At 70.4% G+C, this 19,780-nt stretch carries 21 protein-coding genes and 1 pseudogene; 13 read left to right on the forward strand and 9 right to left on the reverse strand.

Annotated features, from left to right (window positions below; all coding sequences use genetic code 11):
- The first annotated feature begins 27 nt into the window (after positions 1 to 27).
- The 3 genes from ABD932_RS05845 to ABD932_RS05855 all read left to right on the forward strand — a co-directional run bounded on the left by ABD932_RS05845 (position 28) and on the right by ABD932_RS05855 (position 2,180).
- The gene (locus ABD932_RS05845; protein WP_345009278.1) at positions 28 to 1,146 is read left to right on the forward strand and encodes a GNAT family N-acetyltransferase; all 1,119 of its coding nucleotides are present in this window, start codon (positions 28 to 30) and stop codon (positions 1,144 to 1,146) included.
- Between the two features lie 45 nt (positions 1,147 to 1,191).
- Positions 1,192 to 1,611, forward strand: coding sequence for a PPOX class F420-dependent oxidoreductase (locus ABD932_RS05850; protein WP_345009280.1), 420 nt, complete (start codon positions 1,192 to 1,194; stop codon positions 1,609 to 1,611).
- 95 nt (positions 1,612 to 1,706) lie between these two features.
- On the forward strand, positions 1,707 to 2,180 hold the full coding sequence (locus tag ABD932_RS05855) for a carboxymuconolactone decarboxylase family protein (RefSeq protein WP_345009282.1): 474 nt from the start codon (positions 1,707 to 1,709) through the stop codon (positions 2,178 to 2,180).
- 57 nt (positions 2,181 to 2,237) lie between these two features.
- Here ABD932_RS05855 and ABD932_RS05860 read toward each other — a convergent pair whose 3' ends face one another.
- Both ABD932_RS05860 and ABD932_RS05865 read right to left on the reverse strand, forming a co-directional pair.
- Positions 2,238 to 2,507 (reverse strand): DUF4031 domain-containing protein, encoded by a 270-nt coding sequence (locus tag ABD932_RS05860; RefSeq protein ID WP_345009284.1) that lies wholly within the window; start codon positions 2,505 to 2,507, stop codon positions 2,238 to 2,240.
- A gap of 40 nt (positions 2,508 to 2,547) precedes the next feature.
- Positions 2,548 to 2,934: a hypothetical protein gene (locus ABD932_RS05865; protein WP_126393083.1), complete on the reverse strand. Its 387-nt coding sequence runs from the start codon at positions 2,932 to 2,934 to the stop codon at positions 2,548 to 2,550.
- 55 nt (positions 2,935 to 2,989) lie between these two features.
- Here ABD932_RS05865 and ABD932_RS05870 point away from each other — a divergent pair, with 55 nt between their 5' ends.
- The 9 genes and pseudogenes from ABD932_RS05870 to ABD932_RS05910 all read left to right on the forward strand — a co-directional run bounded on the left by ABD932_RS05870 (position 2,990) and on the right by ABD932_RS05910 (position 10,995).
- On the forward strand, positions 2,990 to 3,907 hold the full coding sequence (locus ABD932_RS05870; protein ID WP_345009287.1) for a MurR/RpiR family transcriptional regulator: 918 nt from the start codon (positions 2,990 to 2,992) through the stop codon (positions 3,905 to 3,907).
- Between the two features lie 139 nt (positions 3,908 to 4,046).
- Positions 4,047 to 4,982, forward strand: a complete 936-nt coding sequence (gene murQ, locus ABD932_RS05875; RefSeq protein WP_345009289.1) for an N-acetylmuramic acid 6-phosphate etherase — start codon at positions 4,047 to 4,049, stop codon at positions 4,980 to 4,982.
- Between the two features lie 26 nt (positions 4,983 to 5,008).
- A complete protein-coding gene (locus tag ABD932_RS05880) occupies positions 5,009 to 5,854 on the forward strand; it encodes an aldo/keto reductase (RefSeq protein ID WP_345009291.1) in 846 nt (281 codons plus the stop codon).
- Positions 5,855 to 6,004: 150 nt separating this feature from the next.
- A complete protein-coding gene (locus ABD932_RS05885; protein WP_345009293.1) occupies positions 6,005 to 6,808 on the forward strand; it encodes a hypothetical protein in 804 nt (267 codons plus the stop codon).
- A gap of 142 nt (positions 6,809 to 6,950) precedes the next feature.
- Positions 6,951 to 8,318 carry a cytochrome P450 gene (locus tag ABD932_RS05890; RefSeq protein WP_345009295.1) on the forward strand — a complete coding sequence of 456 codons (1,368 nt, stop codon included), beginning with the start codon at positions 6,951 to 6,953 and terminating at the stop codon, positions 8,316 to 8,318.
- A 106-nt stretch (positions 8,319 to 8,424) separates the two neighbouring features.
- On the forward strand, positions 8,425 to 8,979 hold the full coding sequence (locus ABD932_RS05895) for a DinB family protein (protein WP_345009629.1): 555 nt from the start codon (positions 8,425 to 8,427) through the stop codon (positions 8,977 to 8,979).
- Positions 8,980 to 9,030: 51 nt separating this feature from the next.
- Positions 9,031 to 9,132, forward strand: a pseudogene (locus ABD932_RS05900) (DUF397 domain-containing protein); the annotation flags it as partial.
- A 108-nt stretch (positions 9,133 to 9,240) separates the two neighbouring features.
- A complete protein-coding gene (locus ABD932_RS05905) occupies positions 9,241 to 10,212 on the forward strand; it encodes an ankyrin repeat domain-containing protein (RefSeq protein WP_345009297.1) in 972 nt (323 codons plus the stop codon).
- Between the two features lie 213 nt (positions 10,213 to 10,425).
- Complete coding sequence (locus tag ABD932_RS05910) at positions 10,426 to 10,995, forward strand: hypothetical protein (protein ID WP_345009299.1); 570 nt, start codon at positions 10,426 to 10,428, stop codon at positions 10,993 to 10,995.
- A gap of 88 nt (positions 10,996 to 11,083) precedes the next feature.
- Here ABD932_RS05910 and ABD932_RS05915 read toward each other — a convergent pair whose 3' ends face one another.
- The 3 genes from ABD932_RS05915 to ABD932_RS05925 form a co-directional block, all read right to left on the reverse strand.
- A complete protein-coding gene (locus ABD932_RS05915; RefSeq protein WP_345009301.1) occupies positions 11,084 to 12,565 on the reverse strand; it encodes an MFS transporter in 1,482 nt (493 codons plus the stop codon).
- Between the two features lie 107 nt (positions 12,566 to 12,672).
- The gene (locus ABD932_RS05920) at positions 12,673 to 13,533 is read right to left on the reverse strand and encodes a metallophosphoesterase family protein (RefSeq protein ID WP_345009302.1); all 861 of its coding nucleotides are present in this window, start codon (positions 13,531 to 13,533) and stop codon (positions 12,673 to 12,675) included.
- A 64-nt stretch (positions 13,534 to 13,597) separates the two neighbouring features.
- Complete coding sequence (locus tag ABD932_RS05925; RefSeq protein ID WP_345009304.1) at positions 13,598 to 14,725, reverse strand: NADH:flavin oxidoreductase; 1,128 nt, start codon at positions 14,723 to 14,725, stop codon at positions 13,598 to 13,600.
- Positions 14,726 to 14,893: 168 nt separating this feature from the next.
- On the opposite strand from ABD932_RS05925, the gene ABD932_RS05930 reads away from it, so the two are divergent.
- Complete coding sequence (locus ABD932_RS05930; protein WP_345009306.1) at positions 14,894 to 15,337, forward strand: hypothetical protein; 444 nt, start codon at positions 14,894 to 14,896, stop codon at positions 15,335 to 15,337.
- 89 nt (positions 15,338 to 15,426) lie between these two features.
- Here ABD932_RS05930 and groL read toward each other — a convergent pair whose 3' ends face one another.
- The 4 genes from groL to thrC form a co-directional block, all read right to left on the reverse strand.
- Positions 15,427 to 17,049 carry a chaperonin GroEL gene (groL, locus tag ABD932_RS05935; RefSeq protein WP_345009308.1) on the reverse strand — a complete coding sequence of 541 codons (1,623 nt, stop codon included), beginning with the start codon at positions 17,047 to 17,049 and terminating at the stop codon, positions 15,427 to 15,429.
- Positions 17,050 to 17,420: 371 nt separating this feature from the next.
- Entirely contained in the window at positions 17,421 to 17,627 is a 207-nt protein-coding gene (locus tag ABD932_RS05940) for a cold-shock protein (protein ID WP_007493268.1), read from the reverse strand.
- Positions 17,628 to 18,091: 464 nt separating this feature from the next.
- Positions 18,092 to 18,367, reverse strand: a complete 276-nt coding sequence (locus ABD932_RS05945; RefSeq protein ID WP_119103018.1) for a MoaD/ThiS family protein — start codon at positions 18,365 to 18,367, stop codon at positions 18,092 to 18,094.
- A gap of 111 nt (positions 18,368 to 18,478) precedes the next feature.
- Positions 18,479 to 19,762 (reverse strand): threonine synthase, encoded by a 1,284-nt coding sequence (gene thrC, locus ABD932_RS05950; RefSeq protein WP_345009311.1) that lies wholly within the window; start codon positions 19,760 to 19,762, stop codon positions 18,479 to 18,481.
- Positions 19,763 to 19,780 lie beyond the last annotated feature (18 nt).

Below are 19,780 nucleotides of genomic sequence, written 5' to 3' on the forward strand. Positions count from 1 at the left end.
ACAGCCCGCCGCCGTAGCCTGCACGGCATGCGAGACATCAGCGGGGAACGCGTGCAGGAAGCCGTGGCAGGCTGCGTGGCAGTGCTGCGGACGGCGGCCGACCGGGACTGGACGGCCGTCCGAGCCGGGCGGCTGGAGTGGGACTGCCACGCCACCGCGTTCCACATCGCCGAAGACCTCATCGCCTACGCCGCCAACCTGGCCGGACGCGCCCAGGACGCCTACGTCCCGTTCGAAATCACCCTCGACGAGGGCACAAGCAACGAGGGACTCCTCCACGTCATCGAGACGACCGGAGCCCTCCTCACCGCCACCATCCGCACCACACCCCGCGAGGTGCGCGCCTTCCACCCCTACCCCTTCCGCAGCGCGAACCGCGAGGGCTTCGCCGCGATGGGCGTCGCGGAGGTGCTGCTGCACACGCACGACATCGCCGAAGGGCTCGGCCTGAGGTACGAACCAGCCGCCGAACTGGCCGAGTTCGTACTCACGACGCTCTTCCCGCACATCCAGCCCGGCCCCACCCCCTGGACCACCCTGCTGTGGGCCACCGGCCGCGGTGATCTGCCCGGCCGCGCGCCCGTCACCGAGTGGCGCTGGCGCAACAACCTCGTCATCCCCGGCGACCGCCTCACCCTCCAGGGCGTCACCCCCGCATCCGCCGCCGACCTCCGCACCGGCGGCGACGGCGGCTTCGAGTGGGTCGAGGGCGGGCCCTTCGACGGGACGCGCGAGGCCGCGGGGATGATGGTGAAGGCGTACGAGGAGGGGGTGCACCGGCCCGAATGGGGGCTGTTCGTCCTCGTACGGCGCGAGGACGGCCGCGCGATCGGCGGCATGGGCTTCCACGGCGCACCGGACGAGCAGGGCCACGCCGAGGTCGGCTACGACCTCGCCGAGGCCGCCCGCGGCCACGGCTACGCGACCGAGGCCCTGCGCGCCCTCTCCGAACACGCCCTGGCCAGGGACGACGTACAGCTCCTCGTCGCGGCGATAGAGACCGACAACCTCCCGTCGCAGGGCGTCGCCACGCGCGCGGGGTACGTACGGGCGACCGTGGAGGAGGAGCGGACGGCACACGAGGAGCGGGACATGGACCGGACGCTTCAGCTGTACATCCGCAGGGGGCGGCTCTCGGAGGCCTAGCCTGGGGCGAACCGACCCCGCAGCGCCGGAGGGAGCCCGCCCGCCATGTCGTTCACCGACGAGGAGACCGCCTACCTGTACGCGAACCCGCTCGCCCGGTTCGCCAGTCTCTGCACGGACGGGCAGCCCGATGTGGTGCCGGTGGCCCTGGAGTTCGACGGCACGCACTTCTGGGTGGGCGGGCCGCGCGCGGAGGTGCTCCGCACCCGTAAGTTCCGCAACGTCGGGCACGGCCGCGACAAAGTGGCCTTCGTCGTGGACGAACTGCTCTCCATCGAGCCGTTCACCGCCCGCGGCATCCGGGTGTACGGCGTCGCGGACGGGCCCGTGCAGCGGGCCGGCATGGTGGGTCCCGGGCACTACCTGCGCATCACGCCGACCCTCTCGTGGAGCTGGAACCTGGCCGACCCTCCGCGGCCCTCCGGCGACTCCTGGTATCCCATGCACCGGACCACGCATGCGTGACCCACATCACGTTCGAAGGGCCACGACTCACGTCACATCCTGCCGAGCCGTTCCGTCATAGCTGTGTAACCGACGACAACGGCAGGGAGTTGGCCATGAGCGCCCGTCTGAACCTCTTCGAGAACCCGATCGCCGGCAAGGTCATCAAGCACTTCGCCTCGGCCGGCAAGGTGGTGCACGACTCGCCGCTGCCGCTCAGCACACAGCACCTGGTGACGCTCCGCGCCAGCCAGATCAACGGCTGCGGCTTCTGCACCGACATGCACAGCAAGGACGCGGTGGCGGCCGGCGAGGACTGGCTGCGCCTCAACCTCGTCGCCGCCTGGCGGGAGGCCACCTGTTTCACCGAGGCCGAGCGCGCCGCCCTGGAACTCACGGAGGCGGGCACCCGTATCGCGGACGCGGCCGGCGGGGTCTCGGACGAGATCTGGGAGAACGCCGCCAAGCACTACGACGAGGAGCAGCTCGCCGCGCTGGTGATCCTGATCGCCATGATCAACACCTACAACCGGCTGAACGTCATGATCCAGCAGCCCGCGGGGAGCTACCAGCCCGGTCAGTTCGCGTAAGCGCGGGCGCCGAGGGGCGAGAAGCCAGGGGCGAGGCAGTGAGGGGGCGAGGGGGCGTCAGCCCAGTCCTCGCCCCTTCGGCCTGCGCAACCCCGACCCCTGCAACAGCCGCACCACCTCACGGCTGCTGACCTCCACGGCACCCGCGCGCACCGCGTCGGCGTACCGATGGGAGGGGATGTCGTAGTGGTCCCGCTCGAAGGCCCGGCGCGGCACGCCCAACTCCTCGGCGAACGTGTGCAGTTCGTCGTACGACACGTCGCTCACGAGGTGCGACCACATCCGCCCGTGTCCGGGCCAGGTCGGCGGGTCGATGTAGATCGTCACGGCGTCACGGCTTCCGTCGCGGCTCTTGTCGCGGCTTCCGTCACGAGGCCGGCCCGCCGCCCGCGCCGGCGGACCCGAGCGCCCCCACCGCCGCGACCTTCACCCCCGCCTCGTGGCACACCCAGTGCGGATCGGGGCCCAGCTCCGGCTCGACGTCCAGCGCGTGCGGGTCTCCGGAGCGGCACACCGGACACAGCGGCCAGCGGCCGTACTTGTCCAGCAGCGCGTCCTGCACGTCCTGGGCGACGAGCCCGGCCACGTACGCCACGCCGTCCGGCCACTGCTCCACCCACCAGCGCCGCTGTACGACGGACTCCTCGACCAGCGAGACGACGTCCGCCTCGGCGACCTCGCCCGCGACCAGGTCGGCGAGTACGAGGGCGCGGGCCGTGTGCAGCGCCTGCTCCAGCGGACTGATGGGTTCCATGGACCCATTGTGCGCACTCTTGACCACGACGCCGAGCCGAAAATATCTTTCACTTGTGACCCGGGATGTGAAGGAAAGTTTCGGCAGCGGCCCTGGCGGACCCCCGCCCGCGCCCGCCGCCCTCGCGGCCAAGGTGCGCACGCTCGCCCCGTCGATGACCCGCTCCATGCAGCGCGTCGCCGAAGCGGTCGCGAACGACCCGGCGGGCTGCTCGGCCCTCACCGTCACCGGCCTCGCCGAACACACCGGCACCAGCGAGGCCACCGTCGTGCGCACCGCCCGCCTCCTCGGCTACCCCGGCTACCGCGACCTGCGCCTCGCCCTCGCCGGCCTCGCCGCCCAGCAGCAGTCGGGCCGCGCCCCGGCCATCACCACCGACATCGCGGTGGACGACCCGATCGCGGACGTGGTCGCCAAGCTCGCCTACGACGAGCAGCAGACCCTCGCCGACACGGCCGCCGGGCTCGACACGGGCCAACTGGGAGCGGCGGTGTCGGCCGCCGCCGTTGCCCGCCGTATCGATGTGTACGGCGTCGGCGCGTCCGGGCTGGTCGCCCAGGACCTCGCGCAGAAGCTGCTGCGGATAGGGCTGATAGCCCAGGCGCACAGCGATCCGCATCTCGCCGTGACGAACGCGGTGCAGTTGCGGGCGGGTGACGTGGCGATCGCGATCACGCATTCCGGCTCCACCGGGGACGTGATCGAACCGCTGCGGGTCGCCTTCGAGCACGGCGCCACGACGGTTGCCATCACCGGGCGGCCGGACGGGCCCGTCACCCAGTACGCCGATCACATCCTTACGACGTCCACGGCTCGGGAGAGTGAGTTGCGGCCTGCGGCGATGTCGTCGCGGACCAGTCAGTTGCTGGTGGTGGACTGTTTGTTCGTGGGGGTTGCTCAGCGGACCTACGAGACGGCGGCGCCTGCGTTGGCCGCGTCTTACGAGGCGCTGGCGCATCGGCATCGTAGATAGACCGTAGGCCTGACGGTTGTGGGTACTGTGCGGGTTCGCTGTGGCTGGTCGCGCCCACGCGGCGGAGCCGCATATCGATACAGCCCCGCGCCCCTTGGGTTGGACAGCACACCGGAAACTGGAAAGAGCGGCTTCCCTCATGACCTCTACATCCAACCCCCGTGACCTCCGCGCCGAGTTGGAGACCCTGACCACCGAGGCCTTCCGCCCCGAGCTCGCCGAGATCGATCAGCTCCCCACCCTCGACATCGCCCGGCTCATGAACGGCGAGGACGCGGCCGTCCCCACCGCCGTCGCGCAGCGCCTTCCCGAGATCGCCGCCGCCATCGACGCCATCGCGGAGCGGATGGGCCGGGGCGGGCGTCTGGTGTACGCGGGCGCGGGCACGGCCGGTCGGCTCGGCGTGCTCGATGCCTCCGAGTGCCCGCCCACCTTCAACACCGACCCGGACCAGGTCGTCGGGCTCATTGCGGGCGGACCGGAGGCCATGGTGACCTCCGTCGAAGGCGCCGAGGACTCCGCGGCGCTGGCCCGGGCCGACCTCGACGCCCTGGAGCTGACCCCCGCCGACACGGTCGTCGGCATCTCCGCGTCCGGGCGCACCCCGTACGCGATCGGCGCGGTCGAACACGCCCGGGCGCACGGCGCGTTGACGGTCGGGCTGTCCTGCAACCCGGACAGCGCCCTCGCCGCGGCGGCCGAGCACGGCATCGAGATCGTCGTGGGCCCGGAGCTGCTGACCGGCTCGACCCGGCTCAAGGCCGGCACCGCGCAGAAGCTGGTCCTCAACATGCTCTCGACGATCACGATGATCCGCCTGGGCAAGACGTACGGGAACCTGATGGTCGACGTCCGCGCCTCCAACGACAAGCTGCGCGCCCGCTCCCGCCGTATCGTCGCCCTGGCCACCGGCGCGGCCGACGCCGACATCGAGCGGGCCCTGACCGAGGCGGGCGGCGAGGTGAAGACGGCGATCCTGGTGCTGCTGGCGGATGTGGACGGACCCACGGCGACGGGGCTCCTGTCCGAGGCGGACGGCCACCTTCGGGCGGCGCTGAAAACGGCGGGCGGCTGAGTCAACTCCGTTGTTAGCGTGCCCGTATGACGGCAGCTACGACGTTCCTCATCGGCGGCGATCTGGCAGTACGACGGCTCGGGTTCGGGGCCATGCACCTGCGGCCCCAATCCGCCGAGGAGCACGCGGCCTGCGTCGCGGTCGCCCGGCGCGCGGTCGAACTGGGTGTCACGCTGGTCGACACGGCGCACCTGTACGGCTGGGGAGCGAACGAGGATCTCCTCGCCGAGGCCCTGCACCCGTACCCGGAAGGGCTCGTGATCGCCACGAAGGTCGGCTTCCGGCAGACGACGTCCGGTGAGGGCTGGCGGCACGCGGGCGCGCCGGACGATCTGCGCGGGCAGGTCGACGAGGCTCTACGCCGGCTGCGCCTGGACCGTATCGAGCTGCTCCAGCTCCACCGCCTCGACCCGGGCGTCCCGCTCGCCGACCAGCTCGGCGCACTTCGCGACCTGCGCGACGAGGGCAAGATCGGCCGGATCGGCCTGTCGGAGCTGACGGCCGACGAGCTGGCCGAGGCGCGGGCGGTCGTGGAGATCGCGAGTGTCCAGAACCGGTACAACGTCCTGGACCGTGAGCACGAACCCGTGCTGAAGGCCTGTGAGGCGGCGGGCATCGCCTTCCTGCCGTGGCGGCCGGTGGCGGCGGGCGCGTCCGGGGGGAGGTCGGCGGACATCGCCGCGGTGGCCGCGGAACTCGACGCCACACCCACCCAGGTCGCTCTCGCCTGGCTCCTCGCCCACTCCCCGGTGATCCTGCCGATTCCGGGGACGTCGAGCGTCGCGCACCTGGAGGAGAACCTCGGGGCGGACGCCGTACGCCTCGGCCGGGAGCAGTACGACCGACTGAGCCGCGCCGCCGAGTCGGCCTGACGCGGCACCCTCCCGGTTGTCGTCACCGGCGTCAAGGCAGCCACAGAAACCCCGCAGGTCGCGCACAACCCTGCCCCGGTCACGTTGGTCTTTCGTGCGTGAGCTCCGCGCCGCAACCGGGCGCAGGGCGTTGAGTACGGGAGATACACCATGTCAGCCACAGCCATTCGTCGTACCGTCCTGACCGCTTCCGCGGTCTCCCTCGCCCTTCTGGTCACCGCCTGCGGTGGCGGCGAGGAGGCAGGCGGGGACAAGGAGACGAAGGGTGGCACCCAGTCCGAGCAGTCTTCGGCGAAGGCGCTCACCGCCGCCGAACTGGAGAAGCTCGTCGTCGCCAAGGGCGATGTCGAGGGCCACAAGATCACGGTGCCGGGGAAGGACGACGTCTTCGAGCCCGGTGCGGTGTCCGTCGAGAAGGCCGAGTGCGAGCCCGTCGGCCAGGCGCTGTCGGCCCTGCCGGCGAGCAAGCCGGCGTCGAGCGTCCAGCGGCTCGTGGTCCAGGAGCCCGAGGCGGCCAAGAAGGACATGCCCTCGATGGAGGAGCTCGCGGAGATGACGGAGGAGGAGGCCGAGCAGGCGACGCTCGACTCGCTCGACATCACCAAGACGATGGCCTCCCTCTGGTCCTACGAGGCCGACGGCGCCGAGCAGACCCTCGCCACGCTGCGGGAGGCGGGCAAGAAGTGCGCCGGGGGCTTCTCCATGACGATCGACGGGGAGAAGCAGCAGGTCACGAAGGTCACCGAGGAGAAGCTCTCGGCAGGCGAGGACGCCGTCGCCTGGACGGTGGCGACGAAGACGGGCGGCACCCCCGCCGAGACCAAGGTCGTCGTCTTCCGGCAGGGCACCACGCTCGCGGGATTCTCGTCCTTCAACATCGCGGCGGTCACCCGGGGCGAGGCGTTCGAGCAGCCGACCGCCGTCATCGAGGCGCAGGCGGCCAAGCTCGGCTGACCGGAGGTCGGGTGGGAGGGGCTCCCCCCTCCCACCCGACCAGCTCGTCCCACGTGGCGCAGGACACGTTCACTACGGGATTGCGTTGGGGAAAGTTCAGGGAAGTCATAGGGCGCCCATGATTGCCGAGAAGGGATGACCCGTGACGTCCACTGCGCCTCCCCCCATACCTCGGGCCGCAGGATCGTTTCCGCTGATCGGCCACGCTCTGAAGATGCGCGACAACCTGGGTTTCATCGCCTCGCTGCGTGAGACACGGGAACCGCTGATCGAGATCGTCCTGCAACCCGGGACGCGGACCATCGTGGTGCAGGACCCCGCCCTGATCCACCAGATGCTCAAGGCGCTCGCCCCGAGCCTCGACAAGGGCCGGCTCTACGACAAGCTGGGCCAGTTGCTGGGCGACAGTGTCGTCACCGCCGCCGGCCGGCCCCACGTACGCAAGCGCCGACAGTTGCAGCCGGCCTTCGCCCACACCGAGATCACCCGGTATGTCGACATCATGCGCGCCGAGGCGACGGCCATGGTCGCCGGCTGGGAACCCGGCCGGACCCTCGAGGTGCGCGAGGCGATGGTGCGGCTCAGTCTCGACATGCTGGCGAAGACGGTGTTCTCCGGCAGCCTGGACGAGACCACGTTCCGCCAGTTGCGCAGCGACCTGTCGGTGCTGATGCACGGCATCGGCACCCGCATGATGCTGCCCGACTGGGTCGAGCGGCTGCCGCTGCCCTTCAACCGCCGCTTCGACCAGGCCTGTGCCGGCGTACGCGCCACCATCAACACCGCCGTCGACGAGCTTCAGGCCTCCGGGCACGACACCGGGGACATGCTGTCCATGCTGCTGCGTGCCAAGGACGAGGAGACCGGCGAACCGCTGACCGGGCATCAGATCTCCTCCGAGATACTCACCCTGGCCGTGGCCGGCACCGAGACCACCGCGTCCGTCCTGTCCTGGACCCTGTACGAACTCGCCCGCAACCCCGACATCGAATCCCGCGTCCTGGCCGAGCTGGACGACGTCCTCGGCGAACGGCCGGTCACGCTCGACGACCTGACCCGCCTGCCGTACCTGAACCGCGTGATCACCGAGGCCCTGCGGCTGCACCACCCCGGCTGGCTCGTCACCCGCCGCACCATCGCCGAGACCCGGCTCGGCGAGTGGACCCTGCCCGCCGGCACCGAACTCGCCTACTGCCAGCAGGCCCTGCACCGCGACCCCGAGCTCTACCCCGACCCGCTCACCTTCGACCCGGACCGGTGGGACGGCACTGCGATGCCTCCGCCGGGCGCGTTCCTGCCCTTCGGGGAAGGCAAGCACAAGTGCATGGGAGACCGCCTCGCCCTCACCGAGCTGAACACGGCGCTCGCGACCATCCTGCGGTCGGTGCGGCTGGAACTCGCCGAGGGCCAGGTCGTCCGTCCCGTCGCCCGGCTCACCGTACGACCGCGCACGCTGCGGATGACCGTCCGCCCCCGCAGCCGTACCGAGCAGAGGTCGACGGCGGCCTGAACCGACACACCATCGATTTGCCGGGCCATTGAGGTCAGAATCTGACCTCAATGGCTCCTAGCGTGGGTCTCGACCGATGGAACAGCAATCCATGGAGGCCGAGACCATGCAGGACACCACGCCCAACACCGCCACCGCTGCCGCCGCCACCGCCTCGGACGAGCGCACCGACCTCCTCGAAGCACTGGCCAAGCACCGCCACTTCCTGCGCTTCACCACCCGCGACCTCACCGACGAGCAGGCCGGGCTGCGGACCACCGCCGGCGAGCTGTGCCTCGGCGGCCTGATCAAACACGTCGCGTCGGTGGAACGGAACTGGGCGGACTTCATCCAGCACGGACCGTCGGCCATGCCCGACTTCACCGCCATGACCGAGGCCGACTTCGCCAAGCGCGCCGACGAGTTCCGCATGCTGCCCGGCGAGACACTGGAGGGCGTCCTGGCCGACTACGCCGAAGTGGCCCGCCGCACCGACGAGTTGGTCACCGCCCTGCCCGACCTGAACGCCGCCCACCCGCTGCCCAAGGCCCCCTGGAACGAACCCGGCGCCCAGTGGTCGGCCCGCAGGGTCCTGCTGCACATCATCGCCGAGACCGCCCAGCACGCCGGCCACGCCGACATCATCCGGGAGTCCCTGGACGGCGCGAAGAGCATGGGCTGAGCCGGCCTCGGGCTCCGCGTCGCCCGCGAGGCGGTTCGGGGCTCGAACCCCACCCTCGTCCCCGTCCGCGACTCCAAGAACCCCCACGGCCCGAAGCTCGCGTTCCGGGCAGAGGCATGGGCCACATTCGCCGAGGACGTGAAGGCCCGGTAGGCGTACGCACCTCTCACCGCCCCCTTGCCGCCGAAGGACGCCGCACCGTTGTCAGTGGTGTCTGCGATGGTTCGGGTACGGAGATCGGCGGGCTGGAGGGGGCATGGGATGACGGGGCGGGACGCCGGCGGCTGGACCGGCATGGACTATCGCGGCTGGCAGGACCACAAGGACGTGACGCGCCGCCTGGACGCCGGGGCCGATCCGGAGAGGTGGGGCGTCGGAGGCTCACGGCCCCTGCATCGCGCCGCGGTGTTCGGCTCACCCGAGGTCGTCGCGGAACTGGCCCGGCGCGTGGCGGACGTGGACGCGCTGGAGAACGGAACGACCGCACTGTGGGACGCGGTGGTGGCGGGCCGTACGGAGAACGCGCGAGCGCTGGCCGCCGCCGGAGCCGACCCGGAGTGGGTCGGATACGGCGGCTGGACGCCGGGACGGCTGAGTCTCGCCGGGCCGGAGCCGGACCTGTTCGACCTGTCCGAGACTCAGCCGGGTCTGTCGCAGGCGGAGCGCGCGGTGGCGGAGGAGGGCCGACGGCTGATCGCGGCCCTCGGTGACTTCTACTACGACGGCCTGGGCCTGGCGGCCGTGGGCGGGATCGACGCCGAGGAGGCGATACGCCGCCTGGAGGCGACCCCGGCCGACGGCGAATTGATCGAGGACATACTGGCGGACCCGTTCGACCACGACCTGGACGAGACCCTGCGACTCGTCGGCGTGACGACCGTGCCGGGCGGCTGCGTCGTCACCCAGCCATGGGGATACGGCCCTTCGATGCCGGGCATACACACCCGCCTCTCCGCAGGCACCGTCTCCTACGGCCTGTACGCCAACCCCAAGAGCGGGAACCAGGGCAGCATCCACCGCGACGGTGCGGGCGAGGGCTGGGACCTGCACCCGGGCGGCGGCCCGTACCCGGAGGAGAGCCCGGAAGAGGTCCTGTTCTCGTACGTCTACTGCCACCACGCGGTGGCCTACTCGCTCGCGTACGCCGGCCTGCGCCCGACCGACGCCCGCGCGGTCCTCGGCCCGCCGGACCACTGGGTCGAACTGCCGGACGGCGACTACTGGGCAACGTGACGAAGCGGCCGCATGGACCCATTGGACAAGCTGCCATGCCTGCTCGACGAAGCCGCCATCGCCGAAGCGCGCGCTCGTCAGGCGGCTCCGTCCGGTCCGGCGCTGTCCCACGACGAGTTCATGGCCCAGTTGGAGGCAACGAACCTCCAAGGTGCATGCTGAAGGTCGGCCGTAGCCCTTGACGGGGCCCCCGCCAAGCCCCGGAGCCACCCCATGAACCACGCCCAACTGACCGCCCTCGGCCGAGCCCTCCGTCTCCTCGGCGAGCACGGCGAGGCCCTCACCGCCGACACCCCGGACGCCAGACTCCACGAGGTCAAGGCCGACCTCCGCCGCGCCCTCGACCTCCTCGACGAGAGCGTCGCCGGCGCCGCCCCCACCACCCGCTGCCCCGAGCACCCGAACGGCCCGGTCGACGAGAACGCCCACGACCTCTGCCTGCTCTGCGAAACCCGCCGCCGAGCCGCCCGCCGTGCCGAGTACAGCGGCGGTCCCGTACCCCCGCACACCACCGAGACCGCCCCCTCCCGCTACGGCGTCCGCGCCGACCGCCCCCAGCCCCAGCAGCGCTGGCTGCCGGAGCTGTGGAACGGCCAGGAGTGGCAGCTCTGCGGCACCCCGCGGCGGGATCGGCGGGAGGCCGAGCTGTATCTCGCCGCCCAGCGCCGCGGCCCGCGCCCCGCCATGGCCTACCGGCTCGTGCACGAGTTCACCGACTACGAGGTGCTGCGTGTGTGGGGCACGCCGGTGAAGGTCGACATCGAGCCGTTGGGGAACCTGTAGAGGCCGTACGGCTTTCAACTCCGTACGGCCTCCGCAACCTCTGTCGCCCTGCGACAACCTCTGTCGCCTTACGACAACCTCTGTCGCCTTACGACTTCGCCGTCGCCCCCACCTGCTCCGCCGCGCCCTCCGCCACCGGCTCCCCGGCGGCGGCCACCGCCTGCCGCGGGATGAACGACGCCACCACGAAGGCCAGCAGCGCCGCCCCGGCGCCCACCGCCAGGACCACCTTGAAGGCGTTCTCGGACGGCAGGGCGTACCCGCCGAGGTCCGTCGTCATCTGGGCGAGGATCACGCCCGCGACCGCGCTCGCCGTGGACGTGCCGAGGGACCGCATCAGCGTGTTGAGGCTGTTCGCGGCGGCCGTCTCCGACGCGGGTACGGCGCTCATGATGAGCGCGGGCATCGAGCCGTAGCCGAAGCCGACGCCGGCGCCGATGACGCAGGCCACCAGGACGAAGTGCCAGACCTCGGACATCAGGACGATGTTGAGGCTGTAGCCGGCGGCCACGATCAGGACGCCGATCATGAGGGTGACCTTCGGGCCCTTGGCCCGGGAGATCGCCGCGGACACCGGGGCCGTGGCCATCATGACCAGACCCGAGGGCGCCATGCACAGGCCCGCCACCAGCATCGACTTACCGAGACCGTAGCCGGTCTGCGCGGGGAGCTGGAGGAGCTGCGGGATGACCAGGCTCATCGCGAACATCGCGAAACCGACCGCGATCGAGGCCAGGTTGGTGACCAGCACCTGACGGCGGGCCGTCGTACGGAGGTCGACCAGCGGCTGCTCGGTCCGCAGCTCCCACCAGCCCCACGCCGGCAGGATCACCACGGCCGCCGCGAACAGCCCTAGCGTCGTACCGCTGCTCCAGCCCCAGTCGGCGCCCTTGGAGATGCCGAGGAGCAGACAGACCAGGCCGGTCGCCATGCCTATGCCGCCGACGAGGTCGAAGCGCCCGCCGGTGCGCACCTTCGACTCGGGCACCACCAGCAGCACGCACCCCAGCGCGACGACACCCATGCCGGCCGACGTCCAGAACAGCACGTGCCAGTCGAAGTTGTCCGCGATGAGCGCGGCGGCGGGCAGCCCGAGCGCGCCGCCGATGCCGAGCGAGGCGCTCATCAGGGCGGTCGCGGAGCCGAGGCGCTCGGCGGGCAGTTCGTCGCGCATGATGCTGATGCCGAGCGGGATCACACCGGAGGCCAGCCCCTGGAGCACCCGTCCGACGATCATCGGGACCAGCGAGTCGCTCAGGGCGCAGACCACCGAGCCGCTCACCAGCAGCACGACGCTGACCAGCAGCATCCGCCGCTTGCCGTACATGTCGCCGAGCCGCCCCATCACCGGGGTCGCCACGGCCGCCGCGAGCAGCGTCGCCGTGACCGCCCAGGCGGTGTCCGACGCCGGGGCGTCGAGCAGCCTGGGCAGCTCCGGGACGATCGGGATGACCAGGGTCTGCATCAGCGAGACGACGATCCCGGCGAAGGCCAGCACCGCCACCACGGCGTTCGTCCGCGGCGGGGCGGCACCCGTGGCCTCGGCAGGAGGGGCGGGGCTTTCGGACATGGCGGGGCCTCCGTCGGCGTACGAGCGGGAAGGGCACAGGCACCCTTCCCGCGTGATTGACCGAGGCAACTTTAAGTCAGGTGATTGACTTACTCAAACCAGACAGGTCACGCCTCCCGCTCCACGAATGTCCGCATCCGTTCCTCGTCCAGCTCGTACACCGTCTCGTGCGCCCGGGGATCCCGCGCATGGAAGGTATGGAACATCGGCCCCTCCGCACCACCCAGCTCCACCAGCGACGCCGACGCCCCGCGCACCGCCCGCTCCGTGCCGGGCGCGGTCGTCAGGTCGATGCGGTTCACCACGCCGGGGGTGACCCAGACCGGCACCGACGCCAGGAAACCGAGGAGCTGGAGGTGGTAGTGCCCGGTCAGGACGACCCGTACGTCACTGCCCCGGATCGCCGCCGCCAGTTCGCCCGGGTCGCGCAGGCCGAAGTGCGGCTGGGTCGCCGAGATGTCGAGGGCGATCGGCGGGTGGTGGAAGGCGAGGACGGTGCCCCGCTCGGCCGGGGTGCTCAACACCCCCCGCAACCAGTCCAGTTGACCCGCGCTCACCTGGCCGTACACCTTCCCCGGCACCAGCGAGTCCAGCGTCACGAACCGCCAGCCGCCGACGGTGCTCACGGCCGCCCGCTCCGCGTCCCCCGAGCCCAGGACCGCCTCCGGGGCCGCGTGCCCGCTGCCCAGCACCTTGCCGAAGGCGCCGCGCTCGTCATGGTTGCCCGTCGTGTAGAACACCGGTGCGCCGAGGCTCCGTGCGAAGTCGCCCACCAGTTCCTCGAGGGCCGTGTACGCCTCTACCGCGCCGTCGTTCGCGAGGTCGCCGGTGACCACGATCGCGTCGACGTCCCGCTGGTGCCGTAGCTCGGCGAGCATCAGCCGCAGTGAGTCGGTGGCGTTGACGCCCTGCCGGTTGGGAGCGTCGGAGCGCTCCAGATGGGTGTCGGAGAGATGAAGGATCCTCATCTCTCCGACGATAGCGACGCGTTGGGCCCTGCTGGGGGTTGGAGCTCAGCTCAGGGCTTGGGGCTCAGCTCAGGGTCTGCAGCGAGGCCGCGTCGTAGGCCGCCAGCTCGTCGACGCGGCCGGACAGCACCTTGGCCGCCCACTCCGGGTCCTGAAGCAGGGCGCGGCCGACGGCGACCATGTCGTACTCCTCGCGCTCCAGGGCGTCCAGGAGGTCGTCGATGCCCTTGACCTCGGAGCCCTGGCCGGCGAACGCGTTGATGAAGTCGCCGTTGAGGCCGACCGAGCCGACGGTGATGGTGGGCTTGCCGGTCAGCTTCTTCGTCCAGCCCGCGAGGTTGAGGTCGGAACCCTCGAACTCCGGGATCCAGTAGCGGCGGGTGGAGGCGTGGAAGGCGTCGACGCCGGCCGCGGCGAGCGGGGTCAGGATGGCCTCCAGCTCCTCCGGGGTCTCGGCGAGGCGCGCGTCGTAGGCCTCCTGCTTCCACTGCGAGTAGCGGAAGATGACCGGGAAGTCGGCGGAGACCTTCTCACGTACGGCGGCCACGATCTCCGCGGCGAAGTTCGTACGGGCGACCGGGTCACCGCCGTACGCGTCCGTGCGGCGGTTGGTGCCCTCCCACAGGAACTGGTCGACCAGGTAGCCGTGGGCGCCGTGGATCTCCACACCGTCGAATCCGATGCGCTCGGCGTCCTCGGCGGCCTGCGCGAACGCGCCGATGACGTCGTCCAGGTCCTGCCGGGTCATCGCCTTCCCGGTGACCTCGCTCTCGCCGATCCGCAGACCGGAGGGACCGACAGCGGGGGCGTCGGCGAACGGCGGCTGGCCCTGCTTGCGCACCATGCCGATGTGCCACAGCTGCGGGACGATCGTGCCGCCCGCCGCATGCACGTCCTCGGCGACCTTCGCCCAGCCCGCCAACTGCTCCTCGCCGTGGAACCGCGGAACGCGGCTGCTCTGCCCGGCCGAGTCGTGGCCGACGTAGGTGCCCTCGGTGACGATCAGGCCGACACCGGCCGCGGCGCGCCGGGCGTAGTACGAGCGCACGTCCTCACCGGGGATGCCGCCCGGGGAGAACATGCGGGTCATCGGCGCCATCGCGATGCGGTTCGGGACGGTGAGGCCGTTGATCACGGTCGGCCGGGACAGGATCTGGGCCGCGCGGGAGGCGGGGGTCTCGGTGACGGTCACGTCGAGGGCTCCTCGGGGTGGGGCTGTTAACCGGTTGGTATGTGCGCGCGCATTGTTGCACCTACTTAAACAACAGACCATGTGGTCCCACACATTCCGCGTCCCGCCGGGTGCAACTGTGACCCCGGCCACGCGCAGCGCCCCAAAGGGGCGCGGGGCTGTATCGACATGCGGCTCCGCCGCGCGGGCGCGACCAGCCACGACGGCGCGGCAGACAATCCACGGCAATTCACGGCAATTCGCGGCTCCAGCGGCACCTCCAGCGGAGCGTGCCGCGGCGAGGGCCGCGCCCTACGGGAGGCCGCCCGGGCGCTGCCCGGCGACGCGATGCTCACCGACGTCGACCTGGTCGGCCCGCTCGCCCCCGACGGACTGCTCGCCGCGCACTTCGACCCGGAGTCGGCCCGCTGGGCCGACGGCTCGGCGGCGGGGCGGGCGGCGGTCTCGGCACTGCGGTCGGCCGGCTTCCGCTACAGCGCCCGCCGCCATCGGCTGACACTCGAGGGCGCCCGCGAGCCGTCCCTCCCGTTCCGCCACCTCGGCGCCGCCCCGGCCGCCGGGCCGAACTGCACGGGCCGGCCCGCCGTCGGCTCCTCCTACGGCAACCCCTGAAACGCCCGAGGGCGGCACCCCCTGTCGGAACAGGAAGTGCCGCCCTCGGTAAGGACGTTGATCAACCGGAGTCGAAACCCCGAGGTCGATCAGAAGTCCATGTCACCGCCCGGCATGCCGCCACCGGCGGGCGCGGCGGCCTTCTCCGGCTTGTCGGCGATGACGGCCTCGGTGGTGAGGAACAGCGCGGCGATCGACGCGGCGTTCTGCAGCGCGGAACGCGTCACCTTCGCCGGGTCGATGATGCCCTCGGCGACCAGGTCGACGTACTCACCGGTCGCGGCGTTCAGGCCGTGACCCGGGGTGAGGTTGCGGACCTTCTCCACCACGACGCCGCCCTCGAGGCCGGCGTTGACGGCGATCTGCTTCAGCGGGGCCTCGAGCGCGAGCTTCACGGCCTGGGCGCCGGTCGCCTCGTCACCCTCGAGCTCCAGCTTCTCGAAGACAGCGGTGGCCTGGATGAGGGCCACGCCACCACCGGCGACGATGCCCTCCTCGACGGCCGCCTTGGCGTTGCGCACGGCGTCCTCAATGCGGTGCTTGCGCTCCTTGAGCTCCACCTCGGTGGCGGCACCGGCCTTGATGACCGCGACACCGCCGGCGAGCTTCGCCAGGCGCTCCTGCAGCTTCTCGCGGTCGTAGTCCGAGTCGCTGTTCTCGATCTCGGCGCGGATCTGGTTCACGCGACCCGCGACCTGCTCCGAGGAACCGGAGCCGTCGACGATGGTGGTCTCGTCCTTGGTGATGACGACCTTGCGGGCCTTGCCCAGGAGGTCCAGGGAGGTGTTCTCGAGCTTGAGACCGACCTCCTCGGAGATGACCTCGCCGCCGGTGAGGATGGCGATGTCGTTCAGCATGGCCTTGCGGCGGTCGCCGAAGCCCGGGGCCTTGACGGCGACGGACTTGAAGGTGCCGCGGATCTTGTTGACGACCAGCGTCGACAGGGCCTCGCCCTCGACGTCCTCGGCGATGATCAGCAGCGGCTTGCCCGACTGCATGACCTTCTCCAGGAGCGGGAGCAGGTCCTTGACCGAGGAGATCTTGGAGTTGGCGATCAGGATGTACGGGTCGTCGAGGACGGCCTCCATACGCTCCATGTCGGTGGCGAAGTACGCCGAGATGTAGCCCTTGTCGAAGCGCATACCCTCGGTGAGCTCCAGCTCCAGACCGAAGGTCTGGGACTCCTCGACGGTGATGACGCCTTCCTTGCCGACCTTGTCCATGGCCTCGGCGATGAGCTCGCCGATCTGGGTGTCGGCGGCGGAGATGGAGGCCGTGGAGGCGATCTGCTCCTTGGTCTCGACGTCCTTGGCCTGCTCAAGCAGGGCGGCGGAGACGGCCTCGACGGCCTTCTCGATACCGCGCTTGAGGGCCATCGGGTTGGCGCCGGCGGCTACGTTGCGCAGGCCTTCCTTGACCAGGGCCTGGGCGAGAACGGTCGCGGTGGTCGTACCGTCACCGGCGACGTCGTCCGTCTTCTTGGCGACTTCCTTGACCAGCTCGGCGCCGATCTTCTCGTACGGGTCCTCGAGCTCGATCTCCTTGGCGATGGAGACACCATCGTTGGTGATCGTGGGGGCGCCCCACTTCTTCTCGAGGACGACGTTGCGGCCCTTGGGGCCGAGCGTCACCTTCACGGCGTCCGCGAGCTGGTTCATGCCGCGCTCGAGGCCGCGCCGCGCCTCCTCGTCGAACGCGATGATCTTGGCCATGTGAAGTGGTCCCTCCAGGACTGGGGGTGATTCCTTCGGACCGCGCCCGCGCCCGCGACGGACGGCTCGCCTGCCTCGTGGTTCCTTGCCCCACCCGGCCTGCGGGCCTCACCGACCCGGTCCTTCTTTGTCACTCTCACCTTCAGAGTGCTAACGCCAATGATTAGCACTCGGGGTAGGCGAGTGCAAGCGGCTCTCGGGTATCGGGCGGGGCGCTCTGCCCGGCGCGAACAAGGGCCGGGCACGGCCTGGGCACGACCGGGCATGGCCTGGGCATGGCTTGGCGCACGGCCCGGGGCATGGCGAAGGGCCCGCACCCCGGGAGGTGCGGGCCCTTCGAAGAACGTCGCTGCAGTTAGTCGACGCGTGCTTCAGCCGGTCGCCAGACGAACCATGTCCGCCTGCGGCCCCTTCTGGCCCTGCGAGATCTCGAAATCGACCCGCTGACCTTCCTCCAGGGTGCGGTAACCGTCCATCTGGATCGCGCTGTAGTGGACGAAAACATCCGCACCACCGTCGACCGCGATGAAGCCGTACCCCTTCTCCGCGTTGAACCACTTGACGGTGCCCTGAGCCATGCCTAACTCCCCTATTACTGGCCCTTGCACAGATCCACACTTCGCGGATCCGGGTCAGACCTCACCCCCCATCGGTCGGGGGCGTGCGCCGGAACGCGTCGACCGCGGCTGAATGTATCTGCCCAACTGCCGTCTGCAACAGGTCAATCGGACGAGAAATCCGGGCACGACCGGTCGGGAATGTGGGGACAATTACCCTGACTTCAGGTCAAGTCGGACCCGACAAAGGGAACAAAAGCCGCAAAAAACCCGCACACTTTGGCTACTTCTTGTCGGGCTTACGGCAGAAAATCAAAGGCCAATCAAGGGCTGCCGACCTGTGGAACGGCGGCATGTTCCCCAACTGTACCTCGCTCAACCACACAGAATTGCCCCCTCCGCTTCTCTCACGGAGGGGGCAATTCGATGAACTCTTAGTGACCGGTGTTACCGATGGTAATGTTCGGTCATTCGGTCACCCGCCGTCAGCCGCCGGCGACGGCCGGGATGATGGAAACGCCGGCACCGTCCGGGGTGGCCGTCTCCAGCCCCTGCTCGAAACGGACGTCGTCGTCATTGACGTACACGTTGACGAACCGACGCAGCTTGCCCTGGTCGTCGAGGACGCGGGCGGCGATACCCGTGTGGTTCTTCTCCAGGTCCGCGATGACCTCGGCGAGGGTCGCCCCCTCGGCGGCGACCTCGGCCTGGCCACCCGTGTAGGTGCGCAGGATGGTGGGGATGCGGACGTTGACGCTCATGCGGTGTGACCTCCGGTCGGGTAAACGGGCCCAGGGGCGCGGGGCTGTGTTCAATGTGCGGCTACCGCCGCGTGGGCGCGACCAGCCCCCACCGGCCCGCAGACGCAACGACTATGCGAGTCCGGCCTCGCGGAACGAGTCCAGGTTGGGACGAATGGTCGCAGTCAGCCCAGTTCCGGCAACCGCGTCAAGGGTCTTGAGCCCGTCGCCAGTGTTCAGCACAACCGTCGTCAGCGTCGGGTCGAGCACGCCGTTCTCGATCAGCTTCTTCGTGACGCCCACCGTGACGCCGCCCGCCGTCTCGGCGAAGATGCCCTCGGTCCGGGCGAGGATCTTGATCGCGTCGACGACCTGCTCGTCCGTCACATCCTCCACCGCACCGCCCGTACGCCGCGCGATGTCCAGGACGTACGGACCGTCGGCCGGGTTGCCGATCGCCAGCGACTTGGCGATGGTGTTCGGCTTCTGCGGGCGGACCACGTCGTGCCCCGCCTTGTACGCCGTCGACACCGGCGAGCAGCCCTCGGCCTGCGCGCCGAAGATCTTGTACGGCTTGTCCTCGACGAGCCCGAGCTTGATCAGCTCCTGCAGACCCTTGTCGATCTTCGTGAGCTGCGAACCGGACGCGATCGGGACGACGAGCTGGTCCGGGAGCTGCCAGCCGAGCTGCTCGCAGATCTCGTACGCCAGGGTCTTGGAGCCCTCGGCGTAGTACGGCCGCAGGTTGACGTTGACGAAGCCCCAGCCCTCGCCGGCCGGGTCGCCGATCAACTCGGAGCAGAAACGGTTCACGTCGTCGTAGTTGCCCTCGATGCCGACGAGCTCGCCGCCGTAGACGGCGGCCATGACGACCTTGCCCTGCTCCAGGTCGTGCGGGATGAACACGCAGGAACGGAAGCCCGCGCGGGCCGCCGCGGCGCCCACCGCGCCGGCCAGGTTGCCGGTGGAGGAGCAGGAGAGGGTGGTGAAGCCGAAGGCGCGGGCGGCCTCCAGGGCCTGGGCGACGACGCGGTCCTTGAAGGAGTGCGTCGGGTTACCGGAGTCGTCCTTCACATACAAACCGCCGGTCACACCGAGCTCGCGGGCGAGGTTGTCGGCCTTGACGAGCTGGGTCCAGCCGGGGTTGATGTTCGGCTTGGTGGCCACGTCGGCGGGGACGGGCAGCAGGGGCGCGTAGCGCCAGATGTTCGCGGGACCCGCTTCGATCTGCTTGCGGAGCTCCTCGGTGTCGTACGCCGAGAAGTCGTAAGCGATCTCCAGCGGGCCGAAACATTCCTCGCACGCGAAGACCGGTCCGAGGGGCACCCGGTGGCCGCACTCGCGGCAGGACAGCGCCGCGGCGGGACCGAGGTCTACGGTGGAATCGGTGGTGCTTGCAACAGTCTGCACAGCCATGTGAGGCGAGGCCCTTTC

The organism is Streptomyces shaanxiensis (assembly GCF_039537145.1).
Taxonomy (GTDB): Bacteria; Actinomycetota; Actinomycetes; order Streptomycetales; family Streptomycetaceae; genus Streptomyces; species Streptomyces shaanxiensis.

Coding starts and splice junctions, on each gene's coding strand:
- ABD932_RS05915 (WP_345009301.1), bottom strand. CDS start 12,565: ATGTCCGAAAGCCCCGCCCCTCCTGCCGAGGCCACGGGTGCCGCCCCG.
- ABD932_RS05865 (WP_126393083.1), bottom strand. CDS start 2,934: ATGGAACCCATCAGTCCGCTGGAGCAGGCGCTGCACACGGCCCGCGCC.
- murQ (WP_345009289.1), top strand. CDS start 4,047: ATGACCTCTACATCCAACCCCCGTGACCTCCGCGCCGAGTTGGAGACC.
- groL (WP_345009308.1), bottom strand. CDS start 17,049: ATGGCCAAGATCATCGCGTTCGACGAGGAGGCGCGGCGCGGCCTCGAG.
- ABD932_RS05895 (WP_345009629.1), top strand. CDS start 8,425: ATGCAGGACACCACGCCCAACACCGCCACCGCTGCCGCCGCCACCGCC.
- ABD932_RS05850 (WP_345009280.1), top strand. CDS start 1,192: ATGTCGTTCACCGACGAGGAGACCGCCTACCTGTACGCGAACCCGCTC.
- ABD932_RS05910 (WP_345009299.1), top strand. CDS start 10,426: ATGAACCACGCCCAACTGACCGCCCTCGGCCGAGCCCTCCGTCTCCTC.
- ABD932_RS05945 (WP_119103018.1), bottom strand. CDS start 18,367: ATGAGCGTCAACGTCCGCATCCCCACCATCCTGCGCACCTACACGGGT.
- ABD932_RS05930 (WP_345009306.1), top strand. CDS start 14,894: ATGCGGCTCCGCCGCGCGGGCGCGACCAGCCACGACGGCGCGGCAGAC.
- ABD932_RS05855 (WP_345009282.1), top strand. CDS start 1,707: ATGAGCGCCCGTCTGAACCTCTTCGAGAACCCGATCGCCGGCAAGGTC.
- ABD932_RS05905 (WP_345009297.1), top strand. CDS start 9,241: ATGACGGGGCGGGACGCCGGCGGCTGGACCGGCATGGACTATCGCGGC.
- ABD932_RS05920 (WP_345009302.1), bottom strand. CDS start 13,533: ATGAGGATCCTTCATCTCTCCGACACCCATCTGGAGCGCTCCGACGCT.
- ABD932_RS05845 (WP_345009278.1), top strand. CDS start 28: ATGCGAGACATCAGCGGGGAACGCGTGCAGGAAGCCGTGGCAGGCTGC.
- ABD932_RS05885 (WP_345009293.1), top strand. CDS start 6,005: ATGTCAGCCACAGCCATTCGTCGTACCGTCCTGACCGCTTCCGCGGTC.
- ABD932_RS05880 (WP_345009291.1), top strand. CDS start 5,009: ATGACGGCAGCTACGACGTTCCTCATCGGCGGCGATCTGGCAGTACGA.
- ABD932_RS05940 (WP_007493268.1), bottom strand. CDS start 17,627: ATGGCTCAGGGCACCGTCAAGTGGTTCAACGCGGAGAAGGGGTACGGC.
- thrC (WP_345009311.1), bottom strand. CDS start 19,762: ATGGCTGTGCAGACTGTTGCAAGCACCACCGATTCCACCGTAGACCTC.